The organism is Pseudomonas sp. FBCC-B545, assembly GCF_059134095.1.
Map to the genome: position 1 here is coordinate 177,426 of NZ_CP101441.1, position 20,709 is coordinate 198,134.

Consider the following 20,709-nt stretch of genomic DNA (forward strand, 5'->3'; position numbering starts at 1 on the left):
GTTGGGCATGTGGTTTTAGAGGGCTGAGGCATGTCGAGAGTCTGTCAAGTTACCGGTAAGGGTCCGGTGACTGGGAATAACATTTCCCACGCAAATAACAAAACCCGTCGTCGTTTCCTGCCGAACCTGCAGCATCACCGCTTCTGGGTTGAAGAAGAGAAACGTTTTGTTCGCCTGCGTGTATCTGCCAAAGGCATGCGTATCATCGACAAGCGCGGCATCACTGTCGTGCTGGCCGAAATCCGCGCCGCTGGCAAGATCTAAGGAGCTCTATCATGCGTGAATTGATTCGAATGATCTCTAGCGCCGGTACTGGTCACTTCTACACTACCGACAAGAACAAGCGTACTACCCCGGACAAGCTCGAAAAGAAAATGTTCGACCCGCGCGTTCGCAAGCACGTGATCTACAAAGAAGGCAAAATCAAGTAATTGATTTTCTTCCTTGTGAAAAAAAGCCCGTATCTCACGATGCGGGCTTTTTTTTGCCTGTGATTTGCTGATCAGGCTTTTTGTTCGAATACCACATAGATCTTGCGGCACGGCTCCAGTACTTCCCAGGTACCGCTGAAACCAGCGGGAATCACAAAGCGGTCGCCAGCACGCAAGGTCTTGGCGTTGCCCTCGGCGTCGCGCAGCACCGAAACCCCCTGCACAATCTCGCAGTACTCATGTTCGGTGTAGTTGACCTTCCATTGCCCGACTTCGCCTTCCCACACCCCGGCATTCATCTGCCCGCACGGACTGTTGTAGTGGTTATAGAGCGTCTGCTCCGGATCGCCCTTGAGAACTTTTTCGGCGGCGGGGCGGTAGCGGTCGGGGGCCGTGTTGGCTTGGCTGAAATCGACGATATCCTGGATGCTCATGTGCGTGTCCCGTCTGGCCTGGGGTTGGAGAGCCCAAAGTCTATGTTTATTAAAATGAACATCGCAAGGGCGTTTGCCGCCGTTATGTCAAATATATTGAAACATCCCCAGCCGCTGGTTTAGGGTGGCAGCTGCCTTGAGCCGAACAGCAGGCTGGCCGGGCAAGAATTCGTGAAGGTGCCGGGTTGAACCCCAGGCCCCTTGTATTCAATAAGAGGAGGACACTTGCATGACCACCCTGACCCGTGCCGACTGGGAACAACGCGCCAAGGATCTGAAGATCGAAGGCCGTGCCTATATCAATGGCGAATACACCGCCGCCGTTTCCGGCGACACCTTCGAGTGCATCAGCCCGGTGGATGGCCGCTTGCTGGCCACCGTTGCCAGCTGTGACGCCAGCGATGCCCAGCGTGCCGTGGAAAATGCCCGTGCCACCTTCAACTCCGGTGTCTGGTCGCGCCTGGCGCCGGCCAAGCGCAAGTCAGTGATGATCCGTTTCGCCGCGCTGCTCAAGGCCAATGCCGAAGAGCTGGCGTTGCTTGAAACCCTGGACATGGGCAAGCCCATCAGCGATTCCCTGAACATCGACGTTCCGGGCGCGGCGAATGCCCTGAGCTGGAGCGGCGAGGCCATCGACAAGATCTACGATGAAGTCGCAGCTACTCCGCACGACCAATTGGGCCTGGTGACCCGCGAGCCAGTCGGCGTGGTAGGCGCCATCGTGCCGTGGAACTTCCCGTTGATGATGGCCTGCTGGAAACTCGGTCCGGCGTTGTCCACCGGTAACTCTGTGATCCTCAAGCCGTCTGAAAAGTCCCCGCTGACGGCCATCCGTATTGCTGCCCTGGCCGTTGAAGCCGGCATTCCAAAAGGCGTGTTCAACGTATTGCCGGGCTATGGTCACACCGTGGGCAATGCCCTGGCAGTGCATATGGACGTCGATACCCTGGTATTCACCGGTTCTACCAAGATCGCCAAGCAACTGTTGATCCGCTCCGGCGAGTCGAACATGAAGCGTGTGTGGCTGGAAGCCGGCGGCAAGAGCCCGAACATCGTGTTTGCCGATGCGCCGGACCTGCAAGCGGCCGCTGAGTCTGCCGCTGGCGCCATCGCCTTCAACCAGGGCGAAGTCTGCACCGCCGGCTCGCGCCTGCTGGTGGAGCGTTCGATCAAGGACACCTTCCTGCCGCTGGTAATCGAGGCGCTCAAGGGCTGGAAGCCGGGCAACCCGCTGGACCCGGCCACCAACGTCGGTGCACTGGTGGATACGCAGCAGATGAACACCGTGCTCTCGTACATCGAGGCCGGTCACGCCGATGGCGCCAAGCTGGTCGCAGGCGGCAAGCGCACTCTGGAGGAGTCCGGCGGCACCTACGTTGAGCCGACGATTTTCGACGGCGTGACCAATGCCATGAAGATTGCCCAGGAAGAGATCTTTGGCCCAGTGCTGTCGGTGCTTACGTTTGACAGCGCCGAAGAAGCCATCGCCATCGCCAACGACACCCAATACGGCCTGGCCGCGGCGGTGTGGACGGCGGATATCTCCAAGGCGCACCTGACCGCCAAGGCCCTGCGTGCCGGTAGCGTGTGGGTCAACCAGTACGACGGCGGCGACATGACCGCGCCGTTTGGCGGGTTCAAGCAGTCGGGTAATGGCCGCGACAAGTCGCTGCATGCCTTCGACAAGTACACGGAGCTTAAGGCAACCTGGATCAAGCTCTAAACCTGCAGGAAACGCCGCAGGCAAATGTGGGAGGGGGCTTGCTCCCGATAGCGGTAGACCAGTCACCCCATGCGGTGGCTGATACCAAGCTATCGGGAGCAAGCCCCCTCCCACACTGTTTTGTGTGAACCTTTAAATCTCCACAGGAGCGTGGCAATGCGTTGGGCGACTTACTTCGCCGTCCTGGCCTCGGTACTCAGCGTTGGCCTGGCGTTGGGCGTCAGCATGCCGTTGGTATCCCTGCGCCTTGAAAGCTGGGGCTACGGCAGTTTCGCCATCGGTGTGATGGCGGCGATGCCGGCGTTCGGCGTATTGCTGGGGGCCAAGGTTTCCAGCCGAATGGCGTCCTGGCTTGGCACCGCCAACCTGATGCGCCTGTGCCTGTGGGCCGGGGCGGTGTCCATCGGCCTGCTGGCGATCCTGCCCAGCTACCCGGTGTGGCTGGTGCTGCGATTGATGATCGGGGTAATCCTGACCATTGTATTTATCCTGGGCGAAAGCTGGATCAACCAGCTGGTGGTTGAGCAGTGGCGTGGCCGCCTGGTGGCGCTGTATGGCTGTACCTATGCCTTGAGCCAACTGTCGGGGCCATTGTTGCTGGGCCTGATGGGGACTGACCATGACTACGGTTTCTGGGTGGGCGTGGGCCTGTTGGTGGTGGCGCCGCTGCTGTTGCTGGGGCGTTCCGGGGCACCGACGGCGGATGCGTTCAGTGTCACGTTCAGCGAGCTGTGGCGGTTCTGCCTGAGTCTGCCGGCGATTGCCTGGGCGGTGGCATTATTCGCTGCGTTTGAAGCGATGATTCTGACGCTGTTGCCGGTGTACTGCCTGCAACAGGGCTTCACTGCCGAAATCGCCTTGGCGATGGTCAGCACGGTGGTGGTGGGTGATGCGCTGTTGCAATTGCCCATCGGCGCGCTGGCCGACTACCTGCCACGGCGCACGCTGTTCCTGGGCTGTGCCTTGCTGTTGCTGGCGTCGAGCCTGGCGGTGCCGATGTTGATGCACACACTGCTGATCTGGCCGGTGTGGGTGCTGTTCGGCGCCAGTGCCGGCGGGTTGTTTACCTTGTCGCTGATTTTGATTGGCGAGCGTTACCGCGACGATGCGCTGGTGCGTGCCAATGCTCATGTGGCGCAGCTGTGGGGCATTGGCTGCCTGGTAGGGCCGCTGGTGGCCGGTGCGGGCAGCCAGTGGATCAGCGGGCATGCGTTGCCGCTGCTGATGGCAGTTGGGGCGTTGGGGCTGGTGGTGTTGTTGCTGCGCCAGGGGGCGTTTGGAGCAGCGCAACCGGTCTGAACTTGTGGGCGTGGGCTTCGTTGGTCTTAGAGCATGCGTTCCAGGCCAATTGAAGTGGCGAACCAGGCATTGAACCTGCGCCACCAACTGCCCGGCTCACGGGTCAGGGTGTGCAGTTGGCCGTTGTCCTCGGTCACCCACACTATCTGGCCATCCTGCAGTTTCGCCTCGTAGCTCAACGCCGGCGCCATACCTTGCAGTGCCAGGTTGCGCACGTGTTCCGCCAGTTCGGGGCTGTCTACCATCACGCCGACTTCGGTGTTCCACAGAACTGAGCGTGGATCGAAGTTGAACGAGCCGATAAACGACTTCTTTCGATCGAAGATCATCGCCTTGCTGTGCAGGCTGGAGTCCGAGCCCTGGAAGCTGCCTCGACGAAACAAGTGTGGGCCGCTGCCAGCGCTTGGATCGCCCGGTTGCCGACGCAGCTCGTAGAGTTTCACCCCGTGCTCCAGCAATGCCTTGCGATAGGGCGCGTAGCCGCCATGCACGGCCGGTACGTCGGTGGCTTCAAGGGAGTTGGTCAGCAGTCTTACCGAGACACCCGCATCGGCGCGCCCCGTCAGGTACACCAGCCCGGAAGGCCCCGGAACGAAATACGCCGAAATCATGATCAGCTCCTGGCTGACCCCTTCCAGCTCCGGTGCCAGTTGGGTGGTGAGCAATAGGCGCGGGTCAGGGTCAGCCTTGGCCAGTACTTTGCTCGGTGCGTCCCACAGCGCCTGGTTCCAGGCCCAGATCAGCTCGCGACGCCAGATGTCCATGCGTGGCTGGGTCTGGTAGGTACGCAAGCGGTTATATAAGGCATGGTTCTGCTGGCGCGATTCGGCCAGTGATGCCTCCAGGCGCACGCGGGCAGTAGCGAGGTCGAGCCTGGAGGGCTTGTTGGAGACGAACTCGTCGATCGGCTTGCTCAGGGCGCTGTTCCAGTACTGGTCGAAACTGTGGCCTAACTGCTCGGCCACCGGCCCGACGCTGAGCATGTCGATATCGGTGAAATTCAGGTTAGGCTCGGCGTCGAAGTACTCATCGCCCAGGTTGCGTCCGCCAACGATCGCCACGCTGTTGTCCGCCAGCCACAGTTTGTTATGCATGCGCCGATGTTGCAGCGACAGGTCGAACGCACGCGCCAGGGTACGCGTGATGCCGGTGCTGCGGCCCAGGTGCAGGGGGTTGAACAGGCGAATCTGGATCTGGGGGTGGGCGGCGAGGGTGGCTATGACCTGATCGAGGCCGCCGCTGGTGGTGTCATCCAGCAGGATACGCACGCGCACCCCGCGGTCAGCCGCCTTGAGCAGTTCATCCACGAGCATGCGCGTACTGATGCCGTCGTGCACGATGTAGTACTGCAGGTCGAGGCTGGTCTGGGCATTGCGGATCAACTCGGCGCGGGCCATGAAGGCCTCGCTGCTGTTGGGCAGCAGGCGGAAGCCCGAACGCCCCTGGTACGGCGCTGCCTGGGCCTGGATCGAGCGGCCGAATGACGACTGCGTCGCCGGCAGGGCATCGCTGGGAATGCGCGGTACGTTGACCGTCGCGCAGCCACCCAGGGCCAGGGCTCCCAACAGGAAAAACGGTAAAAGCCGTCGAATCATCAAGGGAGCTGCTTCCAGATCATGGCGTTTGTCGGTATATGACGGCAATTGAGCGGGAAAGGTCAGTCCGCCGTTTCTGCCAGCAGTTTGCTTGCGGCGGCGCCGACCTTGCGCACGGCCTCTTCAATCTGTGGCGTTGGCTTGGCAGCGTAGTTCATGCGCAGGCAATTACGGTACTTGCCGGAGGCCGAAAAGATACTGCCTACGGCTATTTGTACACCTTGTTCCACCAGCACACGGTTGAGCTTCAAGGTGTCGAAGCCCTCCGGCAGTTCAACCCACAGCATGAAGCTGCCCTGAGGCCGACTGGCGCGGGTGTCGGCGGGGAAGTAGCGGCTGACCCAGTCGAGCATCAAGTCGCGATTGCGCTGGTATTGCGTGCGCATCCTGCGCAAATGCGGCTCGAAATAGCCGCCCTTGAGAAATTCGGCAATTGCGATCTGCGGCTGGGTGGCGGTGGAGCCGGTGCTGATGTATTTCATGTGCAGTACCCGTTCCAGGTAGCGCCCCGGGGCGACCCAGCCAATGCGCAGGCCTGGCGCCAGGGTTTTCGAGAACGAACTGCACAGCAGCACGCGGCCATCTTCGTCGAAGGATTTGATCGTGCGCGGGCGCGGGTAGCTGTAGGCCAGTTCGCCATACACATCGTCTTCAATGATGGCCACGTCGAAGCGTTGGGCCAGGGTCAGCAGGGCGCGTTTACGCGCCTCCGGCATGATGTAGCCCAACGGGTTGTTGCAGTTCGGGGTGAGCTGGATGACTTTGATCGGCCACTGCTCCAGCGCCAGCTCAAGGGCCTCGAGGCTGATGCCGGTGAGCGGATCGGTGGGGATCTCCAGGGCTTTCATGCCCAGGCCCTTGAGAGTTTGCATAGCGCCGTGGAAGCTGGGCGAATCCACCGCGACGATATCCCCAGGCTGGCAAATCGCATGGATACTGGCGGACAGCGCTTCGTGACAGCCGGTCGTGATTACGATGTCCTCGGCGTTCAGCTGGCAGCCCGAGTCCAATGACAGCCGGGCAATTTGCTCGCGCAGCTCCATACAGCCGAGGATGTTGTCGTAATACAGCCCCGGCAGATCCTGGCGTCGGCTTACGCGGGCCAGGCTGCGTAGCAGCGGCTTCAAGGTGGGCGACAGTACATCCGGCATGCCACGGCCCAGCTGTATGACGCCCTTGCGTGGCACCGCGCGAATCAGCTCCAGCACCAAGTCCCATTGGGAGATTTCCACCGGCCGCTGAGCCGGGCGACCGACCTCGGGCAGCGCCGGCAGCTCGCGGCTGGCTGGCACAAAGTAACCAGACTTGGGTCTAGGCGTCGCCAGGCCATTGTCTTCGAGCAACCGGTAGGCTTGCTGTACGGTGCTCAGGCTGACCCCATGTTCAACACTCAAGGCTCGCACCGAAGGCAGTCGATCCCCCGGACGGTAGAAACCCTGCTCGATGCGGGTGCCAAGCAATTCGGCAAGGTTGACGTAGAGGGTCATGATGGTCGCTCCCGAGGGACCAGTACAGATAGGGGGAAAATACAGGATTCAGCCGCCCATAGGCAGTGTCTGTATTGTTTTAATAAAAATAGTTTGAATCTGTAATGGTTTTGACCGCCCGCGCATGCTGTCCACTCAAGGCAACACGCCAATGAGGGACAGCAAAATGAACGGTATGAGCGATGTGCGGCTGGCGTTACGCAGCCAGGAACTGGAAGCGGGGCAAGCGCGGACGATGACCGCGCCGACCGAGAGTCGCTGGGGGATGTTCTGGCGCCGTCGTCATACACGCAAAGCCCTGCTGGACCTGACCAGTGAGCAACTGCGCGACGTAGGGCTTAGCGCTGAACAGGCGCGCCATGAAGGTTTGAAACCCTTCTGGCGCGATTGATCAAACCAGTTCCTTGAGGCGGTGCCAGAGCATCCCCAGGGCCAGCAGCGGCGAGCGCAGGTGCTTGCCGCCGGGAAAGGTGATGTGTGGCACCTGGGCGAACAGGTCGAAGCGCCCCTGTTGCTCGCCGCTGATAGCCTCGGCCAACAGCTTGCCCGCAAGGTGGGTGGCGTTGAGGCCATGACCGGCGTACGCCTGGGCGTAATACACGTTGGGGTGATCGGCCAGGCGACCAATCTGTGGCAGTCGATTGGCACCGATGCCGATCATGCCGCCCCATTGGTAGTCGATCTTCACCTCGGTCAATTGTGGGAACACCTGCAACATCTTCGGCCGCATATAGGCGCCGATGTCCTTCGGGTCACGACCGGAATAGTGGCAGGCGCCGCCGAACAACAGGCGGCGGTCGGCGGACAGACGGAAGTAGTCCACCGTCACGCGTTGGTCGCACACGGCCATGTTCTGCGGCAACAGGTTGGCGGCTTGCGCCTGGCTCAAGGGTTCGGTGGCGATGATATAACTGCCGGCGGGCAGCACCTTGCCGCTTAGTTGCGGGTTGAGCCCGTTCAGGTAGGCGTTGCAGGCCAGTACCAGGGTCTGGGCGCGCGCACAGCCTTGGGCCGTGTGCACCTTGACCTCGGGGCCGTAGTCGATGCGGGTCACTTCTGATTGTTCATACAGCTTCACGCCCAACTGCTGCGCGACGCCGGCTTCACCCAGTGCGAGGTTCAGCGGGTGCAGGTGGCCGGAGCCCATGTCGATCATGCCGCCGACATAGCGGTCGGAGCCGATCACACTGCCCATCTCGCTGGCTTGCAGCAGGCGCACCTCGTGGCGATAGCCCAGGCTGCGCAGCTCTTCGGCGTCTTCGGCCAGGGCCTGCAGGTCACGGGGTTTGTTGGCCAGATCGCAGTAGCCCCAAGTCAGGTCACAGGGAATCTGGAAACGCTCCACGCGCTCGTGCACGATCTCCACGGCTTCCAGACCCATCAGTTTCATCTGGCGCACGCCGTCGCTGCCAATCACATTGGCGAACTGATCCAGTCCGTGGCCAACGCCGCGAATCAACTGGCCGCCATTGCGCCCGCTGGCGCCCCAGCCGATCTTGCGCGCTTCCAGCAACACCACGCTGAAGCCGCGCTGGGCCAGTTCCAGGGCGGCATTGAGCCCGGAGAAACCACCGCCGATCACGCACACATCGGCACGCACATCGCCGGTCAATGTCGGGTAATCCGGTTGCGGCAGGCTGCTGGCGGCATAGTAGGAAGCGGTGTGCCGGGCGCTGGCGGTCATGGGGAGCATCCCTGTTTGGAAAATTTGACGCAGGATACAGCGGTCGGACGAGGCTGTCTGCGCAGGGCGTTTTGCGTCAGAATCCATGCTTATTCGCGGTTCGGTGTGTGTTTCGATGAGTTGCAACAGGCAGAAAATCAGCGCGCTGCGTCGACAGATTCCTTCGTTCGAGTGCGTCCCAGGTTGCCACGACTGCTGTGGGCCGGTGACGACGTCGCCTGAGGAAATGTCGCGCCTGCCGCGCAAGACCGCCGCAGAGCAGGAGGCGGCCATGGACGAGTTGAACTGCGTGCACCTGGGGCCCAACGGTTGCACGGTGTATGACGAGCGGCCGTTGATCTGCAGGTTGTTTGGCACCACCAAGACCCTGCCATGCCCCAATGGACGGGGACCGGTGGAGCTGATTCATCCACGGGTGGAAAAACAGATTCATGAGTACATGGCGAGCACCCGGCAGGTATTGGTCTAGCGGATGTTCTCGGCCAATGTGGGGGGCTTGCTCCCACATTTGGATGAGTTGTGCTGGTGAGTCAGTCCGGAATCGGCAGGTTAAGGCTCTCTTTCACCTCTTCCATCACGATATAGCTCTTGGATTCGCGCACATGGGGCAACTTGAGCAGGATATCGCCGAGCAATTTGCGGTACGAGGCCATCTCGGAAATCCGCGCCTTCACCAGGTAGTCGAAGTCCCCTGACACCAAGTGGCACTCCAGCACATGGGGCAGTTTCAGTACGGCGCGGCGAAACTCTTCGAAGGTATCACCCGACTTGTAATCGAGGCTGATCTCGACAAATACCAGCAAACTTCCTTTCAAATGCTGGGGGTTGAGCCGCGCGTTGTAGCCCATGATGATCCCTTCGCGCTCCAGGCGTCGCACCCGCTCGGTACAGGGAGTGGTGGACAGCCCGACCTTCTCTCCCAACTCCGTAAACGAGATACGCCCATCGGTTTGCAGGATGCGCAGGATATTACGGTCGATCTTGTCCAGCTCCCGCTTGGTCTGGGTGTTGGTACGCATAGGGGATACGCCTCTGTCAAAAGGGTTTTTGCCGAGAATTGTCGCCAAATATAGGCATTTATATAGTGAAATGCACTGGCGATTGCTTTTTATACTGCGGCCATCATTGCTCGAATAACACACGTCAGCGGCTAAGCCCGTGATGAGGATATAAAAATGCGCGTTCTGGTCTTGGGTAGCGGCGTCATTGGGGTGACCAGTGCCTACTATTTGGCGCGGGCCGGCTTCGATGTTGTCGTGGTCGATCGTCAGCCTGCCGCTGCCATGGAAACCAGTTTCGCCAACGCCGGCCAGGTCTCTCCTGGCTACGCATCCCCATGGGCTGCGCCGGGCGTGCCGCTCAAGGCCATCAAGTGGCTGTTGCAACGCCACGCGCCGCTGGCGATCAAGGCCACCGCCGACATCGATCAATACCTGTGGATGGCGCAGATGCTGCGTAACTGCACGGCCAGCCGCTATGCGGTGAACAAGGAGCGCATGGTGCGCCTGTCCGAGTACAGTCGTGACTGCCTCGACGAATTGCGCGCCGAGACCGGCATTGCCTACGAAGGCCGTAGCCTCGGTACGACCCAGCTGTTCCGCACCCAGGCCCAGCTCGACGGTGCCGCCAAGGACATCGCCGTGCTGCAGGAGTCCGGCGTGCCGTTCGAACTGCTTGATCGCGCCGGCATTGCTCGGGTTGAGCCGGCCCTGGCCAGCGTCACGGATATCCTCGCCGGTGCCCTGCGTTTGCCGAATGACCAGACTGGCGACTGCCAGATGTTCACCACGCGCCTGGCTGATATGTGCAAGCAGTCGGGTGTGGAGTTCCGCTTTGAACAGGACATCCAGCGCCTGGATTATGCAGGTGATCGCATCAACGGCGTGTGGATAGACGGCAAGCTGGAAACCGCCGACCGCTACGTCCTGGCCCTTGGCAGTTATTCGCCGAAGCTGCTCAAGCCATTGGGGATCAAGGCACCGGTGTACCCGCTCAAGGGCTACTCGCTGACCGTACCGATCACCAACCCGGCCATGGCGCCGACCTCGACTATTCTCGACGAGACCTACAAAGTCGCGATCACCCGTTTCGACAACCGCATTCGTGTTGGTGGCATGGCTGAAATAGCCGGTTTTGACCTGTCGCTGAACCCACGTCGACGTGAAACCCTGGAGATGATCGTCAACGACCTTTATCCTCAGGGCGGCGATTTGGCCCAAGCCAGTTTCTGGACCGGCTTGCGCCCGACCACGCCCGACGGCACGCCGATTGTCGGTGCGACCCCATTCAAGAACCTGTTCCTGAATACCGGTCACGGCACGCTCGGTTGGACCATGGCCTGTGGCTCCGGTCGCTTGCTGGCCGACCTGATGGCCAGGAAAACCCCGCAGATCAGCGCCGCAGGCCTCGATATTTCCCGTTATGGCAACCACCAGGAGTCCGCGAAACATGTCAATCCAGCGCCAGCTCATCAATGAGCGCATGAGCCAGATCGTTGTCCACAGCGGTACCGTGTATCTGGCAGGGCAAGTCGGCGACGACATGAGCGCCGGGATTGAACAGCAGACACGTGAAACCCTGGCCAATATCGAGCGTCTGCTGGACCTGGCCGGCACTGACAAGAGCAAGTTGCTGTCGGTGACGATCTATTTGAAAGACATCGACGCTGACTTCGCCGGCATGAATGCGGTATGGGACAAGTGGCTGCCCAAGGGCGTCGCCCCGGCCCGCGCCACGGTTGAAGCCAAGCTCTGCGAGCCGCAAATCCTGGTCGAGCTGTCCGTCGTGGCTGCGCTGCCTTAATAACGATCCCTCTCCCGGCGCCGACGCTGTTGGTCGGCACCGGTTTTTTCTTCACCTTGCTGCCTAGAAGCCTGCCGCCATGCGTCCAGCCCGTGCCCTGATCGACCTCCAAGCCCTGCGCCATAACTATCAACTGGCCCGTGAAGTCACGGGGGCCAAGGCCCTCGCCGTGATCAAGGCAGACGCCTACGGCCATGGTGCCGTGCGTGTGGCCCAGGCGCTGGAAGCCGAGGCCGACGGGTTTGCCGTGGCGTGCATCGAGGAAGCCCTGGAATTGCGTGCTGCCGGCATTCGTGCGCCGGTGCTGCTGCTGGAAGGGTTTTTCGAGGCCGACGAGCTGCCGCTGATCATCGAGCATGACTTGTGGTGCGTGGTGCATTCGCTATGGCAGTTGGACGCCATCGAACAGGCCCGCCTGAGCAAGCCGTTGACGGTCTGGCTCAAGCTGGATTCGGGCATGCACCGCGTCGGCCTGCATCCCAAGGATTACCACGAGGCCTATCAGCGCCTGCTGGCCAGCGGCAAGGTCGCCAAGATTGTGTTGATGAGCCACTTCGCCCGCGCCGATGAACTCGATTGCGTGCGCAGTGATGAACAGGTGGCCGTATTCGAAGCGGCGCGAAAAGGCCTGGCGGCCGAAGTCAGCCTGCGCAATTCGCCGTCGGTGCTGGGCTGGCCGACGATGACCAGCGACTGGGTGCGCCCGGGCATCATGCTCTACGGCGCAACGCCATTTGGTGAAGATCAAGCGCTCGCTGCCCGTTTGCAGCCAGTGATGACCCTTGAGTCCAAAGTTATCTGCGTACGCGAGCTACCCGCCGGTGAGCCCGTGGGCTATGGCGCCAAGTTCGTCACGCCCAAGCCGATGCGTGTTGGTGTGGTTGCCATGGGCTATGCCGACGGCTACCCGCGCCATGCGCCAACCGGCACGCCAGTGCTGGTGGCGGGCCAGCGCAGCCAACTGCTGGGGCGTGTGTCCATGGACATGCTCTGTGTCGACCTCACCGACGTACCCCAGGCGGGCCTCGGTTCCACTGTGGAACTGTGGGGCAAGACTATCCTCGCCAGTGACGTCGCCGTGGCCGCTGAGACCATTCCTTACCAGATCTTCTGCAACCTGCGCCGAGTGCCACGCCTCTATTCCGGGGCTTAGCCGCCGGCTACGAACCAAGCTGTCCGGGATTTAGGCCCAAGTGTTGTAAATACTGAACGCTGTCGCCATGATAACGCTCAATTACAACAAAGCCTGAATCCTAGGAGGCTCCTGCATTGGACGTCGGCGAACGACTGCAATCCATCCGTAAACTCAAAGGTCTTTCCCAGCGTGAGCTCGCCAAGCGTGCGGGCGTCACCAACAGCACCATTTCGATGATCGAGAAAAACAGCGTCAGCCCCTCGATCAGCTCCTTGCGCAAGGTGCTGGGCGGTATCCCTATGTCCATGGTCGAGTTCTTTTCCGAGGAGATCCTCCAGGAAATACCGACGCAGATCGTCTATAAAGCCAATGAGCTGATCGACATCTCTGACGGTGCAGTCACCATGAAACTGGTGGGCCGGGCACACCCGAGCCGGGCCATCGCATTTCTCAACGAAATCTACCCGCCGGGCGCCGACACAGGCGAAGAAATGCTCACCCACGAAGGTGAAGAAACCGGGATCCTGCTGGAGGGTCGCCTGGAACTGGTGGTCGGTCTTGAAACTTTTGTGCTCGAAGCTGGCGATAGCTACTACTTTGAAAGCACCAAGCCTCATCGTTTTCGCAACCCGTTCGACGTGCCGGCGCGACTAATCAGCGCAGCCACGCCCGCGAACTTTTAACAGAAGAGGCGTCCTGCCAACGTTGTAGAGACGCCCGTGCAGTATTCCGCGAGGTTGAATCTCCCTTTATTTAATAGGGTTGTTTCGGCCAGGCGGGCTAACCGTTATACTTTCGCCGCCTGCGAAACCGTGGCCGCAGGCGTGAATAGCCACCATTGAGGGTGAACGCGTGAACCTAATTATGAAAATGCTGGCTGCACCAGCAACCGTACTGGCCCTATGGGCTGTCAGCGCCCAGGCTGCGACCAATGATGATATTGCCAAGCGCCTGGAGCCCGTGGGCCAGGTGTGCGTCCAGGGCCAGGAGTGCAAGGGCATGGAAGTGGCCGTGGCAGCGGGTGGCGGCGGTGCGAAGACGCCGGACGAGATTATCGCCAAGCACTGTAACGCGTGCCACGGCACTGGCCTCTTGGGTGCGCCGAAAGTTGGCGACACCGCTGCCTGGAAAGAGCGCGCCGATCATCAGGGCGGCCTCGACGGCATCCTGGCCAAGGCCATCACCGGTATCAACGCCATGCCACCAAAAGGCACCTGCGCTGATTGCTCGGATGATGACCTCAAAGGCGCCATCAAGAAGATGTCTGGTCTGTAATCAGCCGATCTTCGCCAAAAACGCCGCTTACGAGCGGCTTTTTTGTGCGTGCGATTTGTGTTTCGAGGCTGTTCATTGCAGCAAAGACCCGGCAAGCTCGGTCCAACTCCAATTCATGGAATGTTCGGGAGCAGTCGGATGGTGCAGTTGTGTTCAATCGAGCAAGCAGTTGACGACGTACTGGCGCGGTTGCCTGCGCATATCCACATGGGTATGCCGCTGGGCCTGGGCAAGCCCAACCTGTTTGCCAATGCGCTATACCGGCGCATCGCCAAGTTGCCGGAGCGGGCACTGACGATCTACACCGCCTTGAGCCTGGGTCGGCCAACCTTGGGCGATGGCTTGCAGAAGCGCTTCCTCGAACCTTTCATCGAACGGGTGTTTGGCGATTATCCCGAGTTGGATTTTCTCGCCGACCTGCATAAAGACAGCCTGCCGAAGAATATCCAGGTGCAGCAGTTTTTCATGCAGCCCGGCAGCCTGCTCCACAGCACGTCGGCGCAGCAGAATTACGTCAGCAGCAACTACAGTCATGCCGCCCGCGACATCAACGCCGCGGGCCTGAACCTGGTGGCGCAACTGGTGGCCAGCAGCGCCGAGCATCCCGACCGCCTGAGCCTGAGCTGCAACCCGGATATCACCCTCGACCTGCTGCCGATGATCGCCAAGCGCCGCGAAGCCGGTGAAACCATCCTCGTTGTCGGCCAAGTCCACAGCGATCTGCCCTACATGCCTGGGGATGCCGAACTGGGTATGGACGCCTTCGACTACCTGCTCGATGAAAAAGACAGCACCACGCTGTTTTCTACCCCGAACATGCCGGTGGGTTTCCAGGACCATTTTATCGGCCTGCATGCCAGCACCCTGGTGCGTGACGGCGGCACCTTGCAGATCGGCATCGGTTCCATGGGCGATGCGCTGACCGCTGCCTTGCTGGCGCGCCAGGCCGATAACGAAGCCTACCGGTTGTTGCTGACGGACATGGATGTGTATCAGTGGGCGCCGTTGATCAGTCGTGAAGGCGGTGTCGAGCCTTTTGCCCGGGGCCTTTACGGTTGCAGCGAGATGTTCGTCAACGGCCTGCTGGTGCTGGCGGATGCCGGGATTATCCGGCGCAAGGTGTACCCGGATGTGGCGACCCAGGCGCAGGCTAATGCCGGCTTGCTGGATGATGCGGCCCAGCCCGATGGCGTGTCGATCCATGGCGGTTTCTTCCTGGGGCCACGCAGCTTTTACCAGCGCTTGCAGGAAATGACCCACGCCAAGCGCCTCGAATTCAACATGACGGGCATCAGCTATATCAACGAGCTATACGGCCAGGAAGAACTCAAGCGTTTGCAACGCCTGGATGCGCGATTTATCAACAGCGCGATCATGGTGACATTGCTCGGTGCAGGTGTGGCCGACCAATTGGAAGACGGTCGTGTGCTCAGCGGTGTTGGTGGGCAATATAACTTTGTGGCCCAGGGGCATGCGCTGGAAGGTGCGCGTTCGATCCTGATCCTGCGTAGTTGGCGCGAGGCGGCGGGGGAGGTCAGCTCCAATATCGTCTGGGAGTACGGGCACTGCACCATTCCCCGGCACCTGCGGGATATTGTCATTACTGAGTACGGCATTGCCGATTTGCGGGGTCAGACGGATGCCAAGGTGATCGAAGCGCTGCTGAATGTCACCGACTCACGGTTCCAGGGCGAGTTGATCGAACAGGCGCAAAAGGCCGGCAAGTTGCCCAAGGATTTCCAACTGGATCCGCGCTTTGGCGACAACACGCCGGAACGGCTGCAAGCGATTCAAGCCAGGCATCGACGACTCTTCCCTGAATACCCGCTGGGCAGTGATTTCACAGGTGAAGAGCGGGATTTGTTGCGGGCGCTGAACTGGCTCAAGAGCAAATTCAAGCTGACGGAGATTCTGGAGCTGGGCAAGGCGGCGCTGGATGCACCGGAGCCGGAGGCGTTTCCCGAGCATCTCAAGCGCATGCGCTTGGACCAGCCAGAGGGATTGAAGGAAGACTTGTACCAGCGCCTGCTGCTCGCGGGCCTACAGGCCACCGCGCACTAACAAACACCCTGAACCCAATGTGGGAGGGGGCTTGCTCCCGATGGCGGTGTATCAGTCACCAAATAAGTCGGCTGACCCGCTGCTATCGGGAGCAAGCCCCTCCCACATTTTAAACTGTGTTCACTTGGTATTTACTGTGTAGCAAATTACTCGATGAAGGTGACGACGCCACCGGTCAACGACTTCACCCGCGCCAGCGATTCAACCCGATAACCCTGCGCATCCAGCTCCGCACGCCCACCCTGGAACGACTTCTCGATCACGATGCCCAGGCCGGCCACGGTTGCGCCGGCCTGCTTGATGATCGAGATCAGCGCCTGGGACGCCTTGCCGTTGGCCAGGAAGTCATCGATCACCAGCACGCGGTCACTGCTGGTCAAGTGGCGCGGGGAGATCGCCACGGTGCTCTCGGTTTTCTTGGTGAAGGAATACACCGTCGCCGACAGCAGGTTTTCCGTCAGGGTCAACGACTGCTGCTTGCGGGCAAAGATCACCGGCACGCCCAGGTTCAACCCGGTCATGATTGCCGGGGCGATGCCCGAGGCCTCGATGGTGACGATCTTGGTGATGCCCGAGTCCTTGAACAGCGCGGCGAATTCGTCGCCGATCAGTTTCATCAGCGCCGGGTCGATCTGGTGGTTCAGAAAGGCATCGACCTTGAGTACCTGATCGGAAAGCACGATGCCTTCTTCGCGAATTTTCTTGTGCAGTGCTTCCACGGAAACTTCCTCTGATGGCGCAACAGGCGCCGAAAGTAGATTAAAAAGTAGTCGATTCTAGCGCTTTAACATCGCGCGTATATCCGCCAAGGCGGTGTTGCCGCGCACGGCCTTCACCTCGGTGGGGGTGTCGTCGTTGCCTTCCCAGGCGAGGTCGTCCGGTGGCAGCTCGTCAAGGAAACGGCTAGGGGCACAATCGATGATTTCGCCGTATTGCTTGCGCTTGGCAGCGAAGGTGAAGGCCAGGGTCTGACGCGCGCGGGTAATACCCACGTAGGCCAGGCGCCGTTCTTCCTCGATGGTGTCGGCTTCGATGCTGGAGCGGTGCGGGAGGATTTCCTCTTCCATGCCCATGATGAACACGTAAGGGAATTCCAGGCCCTTGGAGGCATGCAAGGTCATCATCTGCACACCTTCGGCGCCGTCTTCTTCTTCCTGCTGGCGCTCGAGCATGTCGCGCAGTACCAGCTTGCCGATGGCGTCCTCGACGGTCATTTCGCCGTCTTCGTCTTTTTCCAGCGTGTTCTTCAGCGCTTCGATCAGGAACCAGACGTTGCCCATGCGGTAATCCGCGGCTTTGTCGCTGGAGCTGTTGGTGCGCAGCCAGTTCTCATAGTCGATGTCCATGACCATGCTGCGCAGGGCACTGATCGGGTCTTCGCCGGCGCATTGCTCGCGGACCTTGTCCATGAAGCGCTTGAAGCGCGACAGCCGGTCGGTGAAGCGTGTATCCAGATGCTCGCCCAGGCCGATTTCGTCGGTGGCGGCATACATGGAAATTTTGCGTTCGGTGGCGTAGTTGCCGAGCTTTTCCAGGGTGGTAGAGCCGATTTCCCGACGCGGCACGTTGATCACGCGCAGGAAAGCGTTGTCGTCGTCCGGGTTCACGATCAGCCGGAAGTAGGCCATCAGGTCTTTCACTTCCTGGCGCCCGAAAAAGCTGTTGCCGCCCGACAGGCGATATGGCACCTGGTGGTGTTGCAATTTCAGCTCGATCAGCTTGGCCTGGTAGTTACCGCGGTACAGGATTGCGAAATCGCTGTAGGGCCGGTCGGTGCGCAGGTGCAGGCTGAGGATTTCCACGGCCACGCGTTCGGCTTCGGCATCCTCGTTGCGGCAGCGGATCACGCGGATCTCATCGCCATGACCCATCTCGCTCCACAGTTGTTTTTCAAACTCGTGGGGGTTGTTGGAGATCAGCACGTTGGCGCAGCGCAGGATGCGACTGGTGGAGCGGTAGTTCTGCTCCAGCATCACCACTTTCAAGGACGGATAGTCGACCTTGAGCAGCATCAGGTTTTCCGGGCGGGCGCCGCGCCAGGCGTAGATCGACTGGTCGTCGTCGCCCACTACGGTGAACTGGTTGCGCGTGCCGATCAGCAGTTTCACCAGCAGGTACTGGCTGGCGTTGGTGTCCTGGTATTCGTCCACCAGCAGGTAGCGCACCTTGTTCTGCCACTTCTCCAGGATGTCCTTGTGTTCCTGGAACAGCTTGACCGGCAGCAGGATCAGGTCGTCGAAGTCCACCGCGTTGAACGCCTTGAGCGTGCGCTGGTAGTGGGTGTAGACAATGGCAGCGGTCTGTTCCTTGGGGTTGCGTGCAGCTTCCAGGGCCTCGGCGGGCAGGATCAGGTCGTTTTTCCAGGCGCCGATCATGTTCTTGATCTCGTCGACGCCGTCGTCGCCCGCGTATTCCTTTTGCATGATGTCGGTCATCAGGGCCTTGACGTCGGTCTCGTCGAAGATCGAGAAGCCCGGCTTGTAGCCCAGCCGCACATGCTCCTTGCGGATGATGTTCAGGCCCAGGTTGTGAAAGGTACACACCGTGAGGCCACGGCCTTCGCCGCCCTTGAGCAAGGTGCCGACCCGCTCTTTCATTTCCCGCGCCGCCTTGTTGGTAAAGGTCATGGCGACGATGTACTGGGCACGGATGCCGCAGTTCTGGATCAGGTGCGCGATCTTGCGGGTGATCACGCTGGTCTTGCCGGAGCCGGCGCCGGCGAGCACCAATAGAGGGCCGCCGACGTAGTTCACGGCTTCTTGCTGCCGGGGATTGAGTCGGGACATACGGAATTTAAGGAGTCGTTGTTCAAAAGGGCGGGCATTTTAACAGGCTGGAAAGATTCTGCTGCCATAGAACGACGGTGTGACGTACCACTCGATCTAAATTTGCCGGTTTTGCTACTTTGCCGCAGGATGTGGGGAATACTCAGACTATTTTTCACAGTCTGCGTGTTTGATAACACCTATCATCTGCCATGCATTTGTCATGCATTTATCATTGCCAGGCCGCACGTCATAATGCCACCGCCAACGAAATTTTGCCGAGTCTAGGGAGTTAGCGTGTCTACGCCTGTCGAACCCTTGCGTTTGCTGCTGCTGGCCGATACGCCTGCGTGGGCAGCGTTGTTGCGCGAGTGCCTGGCGCCGATGGGCGAGGGGGCTGTGCTGATCAGTGCGCCCAACTGGGACTCGGTGAGTCGTCTGTTCGATGACGACCAGGGTGCTGTGCTATTGACCACACCAAGCCTGCAACCCGGCCCCGGCCGTTGCAGCTTGCCGTGTGTATTGCTGCTGGAGCAGGAACCATTGGTTGCGCCGCTGGGTGTCAGCGACTGGTTGATCCGGGATGCGTTGGACGCCGACACACTGCGCCGCTGCTTGCGCCATGTGCGCGAGCGCGGCGTGCTGGAGAACACCTTGCAGCGCCTGGCCGAGCAGGACCCGCTCACCGGTATCGCCAATCGCCAGGGTTTCCAGACCCTGCTGGCGGCGCGGCTGGTGGAAAACGAAGGCCGCGGCCTGGCTCTCGGCCACCTGGATCTGGACAACTTCCGTCATGCCAACGACGCCCTCGGCCATCAGGCTGGCGACCGCCTGATCCTGCAGGTGGTGTCGCGGCTCAAGAGCCAGCTCGAAGCCGGCGACCAACTGGCACGCCTGGGCAGCGATGAGTTTGCCTTGCTGATCGATACCCGCCGGGCGCCGCAGCGTGCCGAGTGGATGGCTGAGCGGATCACCGAAGTGATGGCCGAGCCCTATTGGGTGGATGGTGAAAGCCTGCTGATCGGCTGCAGCCTGGGCGTGGCCCATGCCCGTGCCCGAGCCGGCGCCGACCCGTTGATGTGGCATGCCCATATCGCCATGCAGCAGGCCAAAAGCACCCAGGGCTGCACCTTTCATATCTTCAACGAACGCATCAACCGCAATGCTCGCAGCCTGGCCGATCTGGAAAGTGAACTGCGCCGGGCCCTGCGCCGCGATGAGTTGGAACTGCACTACCAGCCGCGCCTGGATCTGGACGACGGCCATATCGTCGGTCTCGAGGCCTTGGTGCGTTGGCGCCACGGTGAGCGCGGCTTGTTGCCGCCCAGCGAGTTCGTGCCGCTGGCCGAGCAGAGCGGCCTGATCGTGCCATTGGGCTACTGGGTGATTTCCCGGGCCTTGCGCGACATGCAAGACCTGCGCGAACGCGGTCTGCCGCCGCTGCACATGGCGGTCAATCTGTCGTTCCGCCAGTTCCAGGACAGCCAATTACTGTCAACGCTCAGTCGCCTGATTGCCGAGCGCGGTGTGGAAGCGCAATGGCTGGAGTTCGAGCTGACCGAAACTGCCGTGATGCGCCGCAGCGACTTGGTCAAGCAGACCATGGACGCCCTTGGCCGACTCGGTGTGCGGTTCTCCCTGGATGACTTCGGCACCGGCTTTTCGTCGTTCGTGCACCTCAACAGCCTGCCGATCGCCTTGTTGAAGATCGACAAGAGTTTTGTCGGTGGCATGGAAGAACGCGAGGAAAACCGCAAGTTGGTGCACGCGATGATCAACCTGGCCCACAACCTCAACCTGGAAGTGGTGGCTGAAGGTGTAGAGACGCCGGAGCAGTTGGCATTGTTGCGCTTGTTCGGGTGCGACCAGGCCCAGGGTTACCTGATCAGCAAACCGTTGCCATTGCCGGAATTGGTCGAATACCTGATGTTTGGGCAAAGCCAGCAGGCACTGCTGGGCTAAGTTGCGAACGCCATTAAAAATGTGGGAGGGGGCTTGCTCCCAATAGCGGTGCGTCA

Annotated in this window: 20 protein-coding genes; 13 read left to right on the forward strand and 7 right to left on the reverse strand. The window is 60.6% G+C overall.

Annotated features, from left to right (window positions below; translation table 11 throughout):
• The first annotated feature begins 30 nt into the window (after nucleotides 1-30).
• Entirely contained in the window at nucleotides 31-264 is a 234-nt protein-coding gene (rpmB, locus tag NMB39_RS00775) for a 50S ribosomal protein L28 (protein ID WP_003176907.1), read from the forward strand.
• 11 nt (nucleotides 265-275) lie between these two features.
• Nucleotides 276-431, forward strand: coding sequence for a 50S ribosomal protein L33 (gene rpmG / locus NMB39_RS00780; protein WP_003176906.1), 156 nt, complete (start codon nucleotides 276-278; stop codon nucleotides 429-431).
• A 71-nt stretch (nucleotides 432-502) separates the two neighbouring features.
• Here rpmG and NMB39_RS00785 read toward each other — a convergent pair whose 3' ends face one another.
• Complete coding sequence (locus NMB39_RS00785; protein ID WP_046070085.1) at nucleotides 503-865, reverse strand: cupin domain-containing protein; 363 nt, start codon at nucleotides 863-865, stop codon at nucleotides 503-505.
• Nucleotides 866-1,094: 229 nt separating this feature from the next.
• Between NMB39_RS00785 and NMB39_RS00790 the strand changes: the two genes are divergently transcribed.
• Together NMB39_RS00790 and NMB39_RS00795 are read left to right on the forward strand one after the other, a co-directional pair.
• Entirely contained in the window at nucleotides 1,095-2,588 is a 1,494-nt protein-coding gene (locus NMB39_RS00790; protein WP_057022703.1) for an aldehyde dehydrogenase, read from the forward strand.
• A 156-nt stretch (nucleotides 2,589-2,744) separates the two neighbouring features.
• Nucleotides 2,745-3,887 carry an MFS transporter gene (locus NMB39_RS00795; protein ID WP_057022704.1) on the forward strand — a complete coding sequence of 381 codons (1,143 nt, stop codon included), beginning with the start codon at nucleotides 2,745-2,747 and terminating at the stop codon, nucleotides 3,885-3,887.
• A gap of 26 nt (nucleotides 3,888-3,913) precedes the next feature.
• Here NMB39_RS00795 and NMB39_RS00800 read toward each other — a convergent pair whose 3' ends face one another.
• Together NMB39_RS00800 and NMB39_RS00805 are read right to left on the reverse strand one after the other, a co-directional pair.
• On the reverse strand, nucleotides 3,914-5,482 hold the full coding sequence (locus NMB39_RS00800) for a phospholipase D family protein (protein WP_057022705.1): 1,569 nt from the start codon (nucleotides 5,480-5,482) through the stop codon (nucleotides 3,914-3,916).
• A gap of 62 nt (nucleotides 5,483-5,544) precedes the next feature.
• Nucleotides 5,545-6,969 carry an aminotransferase-like domain-containing protein gene (locus tag NMB39_RS00805; protein WP_057022706.1) on the reverse strand — a complete coding sequence of 475 codons (1,425 nt, stop codon included), beginning with the start codon at nucleotides 6,967-6,969 and terminating at the stop codon, nucleotides 5,545-5,547.
• 166 nt (nucleotides 6,970-7,135) lie between these two features.
• Here NMB39_RS00805 and NMB39_RS00810 point away from each other — a divergent pair, with 166 nt between their 5' ends.
• Nucleotides 7,136-7,360: a DUF1127 domain-containing protein gene (locus NMB39_RS00810; RefSeq protein ID WP_198719768.1), complete on the forward strand. Its 225-nt coding sequence runs from the start codon at nucleotides 7,136-7,138 to the stop codon at nucleotides 7,358-7,360.
• Here NMB39_RS00810 and NMB39_RS00815 read toward each other — a convergent pair whose 3' ends face one another.
• On the reverse strand, nucleotides 7,361-8,653 hold the full coding sequence (locus NMB39_RS00815) for an NAD(P)/FAD-dependent oxidoreductase (protein WP_494339710.1): 1,293 nt from the start codon (nucleotides 8,651-8,653) through the stop codon (nucleotides 7,361-7,363). It lies immediately after the preceding gene.
• Nucleotides 8,654-8,768: 115 nt separating this feature from the next.
• On the opposite strand from NMB39_RS00815, the gene NMB39_RS00820 reads away from it, so the two are divergent.
• Nucleotides 8,769-9,122 (forward strand): YkgJ family cysteine cluster protein, encoded by a 354-nt coding sequence (locus tag NMB39_RS00820; protein ID WP_043046884.1) that lies wholly within the window; start codon nucleotides 8,769-8,771, stop codon nucleotides 9,120-9,122.
• A gap of 61 nt (nucleotides 9,123-9,183) precedes the next feature.
• Here the strand turns inward: NMB39_RS00820 and NMB39_RS00825 are convergent, their stop codons facing one another.
• Nucleotides 9,184-9,672, reverse strand: a complete 489-nt coding sequence (locus tag NMB39_RS00825) for an Lrp/AsnC ligand binding domain-containing protein (RefSeq protein WP_003176896.1) — start codon at nucleotides 9,670-9,672, stop codon at nucleotides 9,184-9,186.
• A 156-nt stretch (nucleotides 9,673-9,828) separates the two neighbouring features.
• On the opposite strand from NMB39_RS00825, the gene dadA reads away from it, so the two are divergent.
• The 6 genes from dadA to NMB39_RS00855 all read left to right on the forward strand — a co-directional run bounded on the left by dadA (nucleotide 9,829) and on the right by NMB39_RS00855 (nucleotide 15,926).
• Nucleotides 9,829-11,130 carry a D-amino acid dehydrogenase gene (gene dadA, locus NMB39_RS00830; RefSeq protein WP_494339709.1) on the forward strand — a complete coding sequence of 434 codons (1,302 nt, stop codon included), beginning with the start codon at nucleotides 9,829-9,831 and terminating at the stop codon, nucleotides 11,128-11,130.
• On the forward strand, nucleotides 11,102-11,455 hold the full coding sequence (locus NMB39_RS00835) for a RidA family protein (RefSeq protein WP_057011419.1): 354 nt from the start codon (nucleotides 11,102-11,104) through the stop codon (nucleotides 11,453-11,455). Before dadA ends, NMB39_RS00835 begins: the two co-directional genes overlap by 29 nt.
• Nucleotides 11,456-11,534: 79 nt before the next feature.
• Nucleotides 11,535-12,608 carry an alanine racemase gene (alr, locus tag NMB39_RS00840; protein WP_057022710.1) on the forward strand — a complete coding sequence of 358 codons (1,074 nt, stop codon included), beginning with the start codon at nucleotides 11,535-11,537 and terminating at the stop codon, nucleotides 12,606-12,608.
• Between the two features lie 116 nt (nucleotides 12,609-12,724).
• Nucleotides 12,725-13,273: a cupin domain-containing protein gene (locus NMB39_RS00845; protein WP_005792468.1), complete on the forward strand. Its 549-nt coding sequence runs from the start codon at nucleotides 12,725-12,727 to the stop codon at nucleotides 13,271-13,273.
• 181 nt (nucleotides 13,274-13,454) lie between these two features.
• The gene (locus tag NMB39_RS00850; RefSeq protein WP_057022711.1) at nucleotides 13,455-13,865 is read left to right on the forward strand and encodes a c-type cytochrome; all 411 of its coding nucleotides are present in this window, start codon (nucleotides 13,455-13,457) and stop codon (nucleotides 13,863-13,865) included.
• 138 nt (nucleotides 13,866-14,003) lie between these two features.
• Complete coding sequence (locus NMB39_RS00855; RefSeq protein ID WP_306956679.1) at nucleotides 14,004-15,926, forward strand: acetyl-CoA hydrolase/transferase C-terminal domain-containing protein; 1,923 nt, start codon at nucleotides 14,004-14,006, stop codon at nucleotides 15,924-15,926.
• Between the two features lie 146 nt (nucleotides 15,927-16,072).
• Here NMB39_RS00855 and NMB39_RS00860 read toward each other — a convergent pair whose 3' ends face one another.
• Nucleotides 16,073-16,645: a xanthine phosphoribosyltransferase gene (locus NMB39_RS00860; RefSeq protein WP_057022713.1), complete on the reverse strand. Its 573-nt coding sequence runs from the start codon at nucleotides 16,643-16,645 to the stop codon at nucleotides 16,073-16,075.
• A 57-nt stretch (nucleotides 16,646-16,702) separates the two neighbouring features.
• Nucleotides 16,703-18,712: a DNA helicase Rep gene (gene rep, locus NMB39_RS00865; RefSeq protein WP_046070074.1), complete on the reverse strand. Its 2,010-nt coding sequence runs from the start codon at nucleotides 18,710-18,712 to the stop codon at nucleotides 16,703-16,705.
• 276 nt (nucleotides 18,713-18,988) lie between these two features.
• Between rep and NMB39_RS00870 the strand changes: the two genes are divergently transcribed.
• On the forward strand, nucleotides 18,989-20,653 hold the full coding sequence (locus tag NMB39_RS00870) for a putative bifunctional diguanylate cyclase/phosphodiesterase (RefSeq protein ID WP_057022714.1): 1,665 nt from the start codon (nucleotides 18,989-18,991) through the stop codon (nucleotides 20,651-20,653).
• Nucleotides 20,654-20,709: the final 56 nt, after the last annotated feature.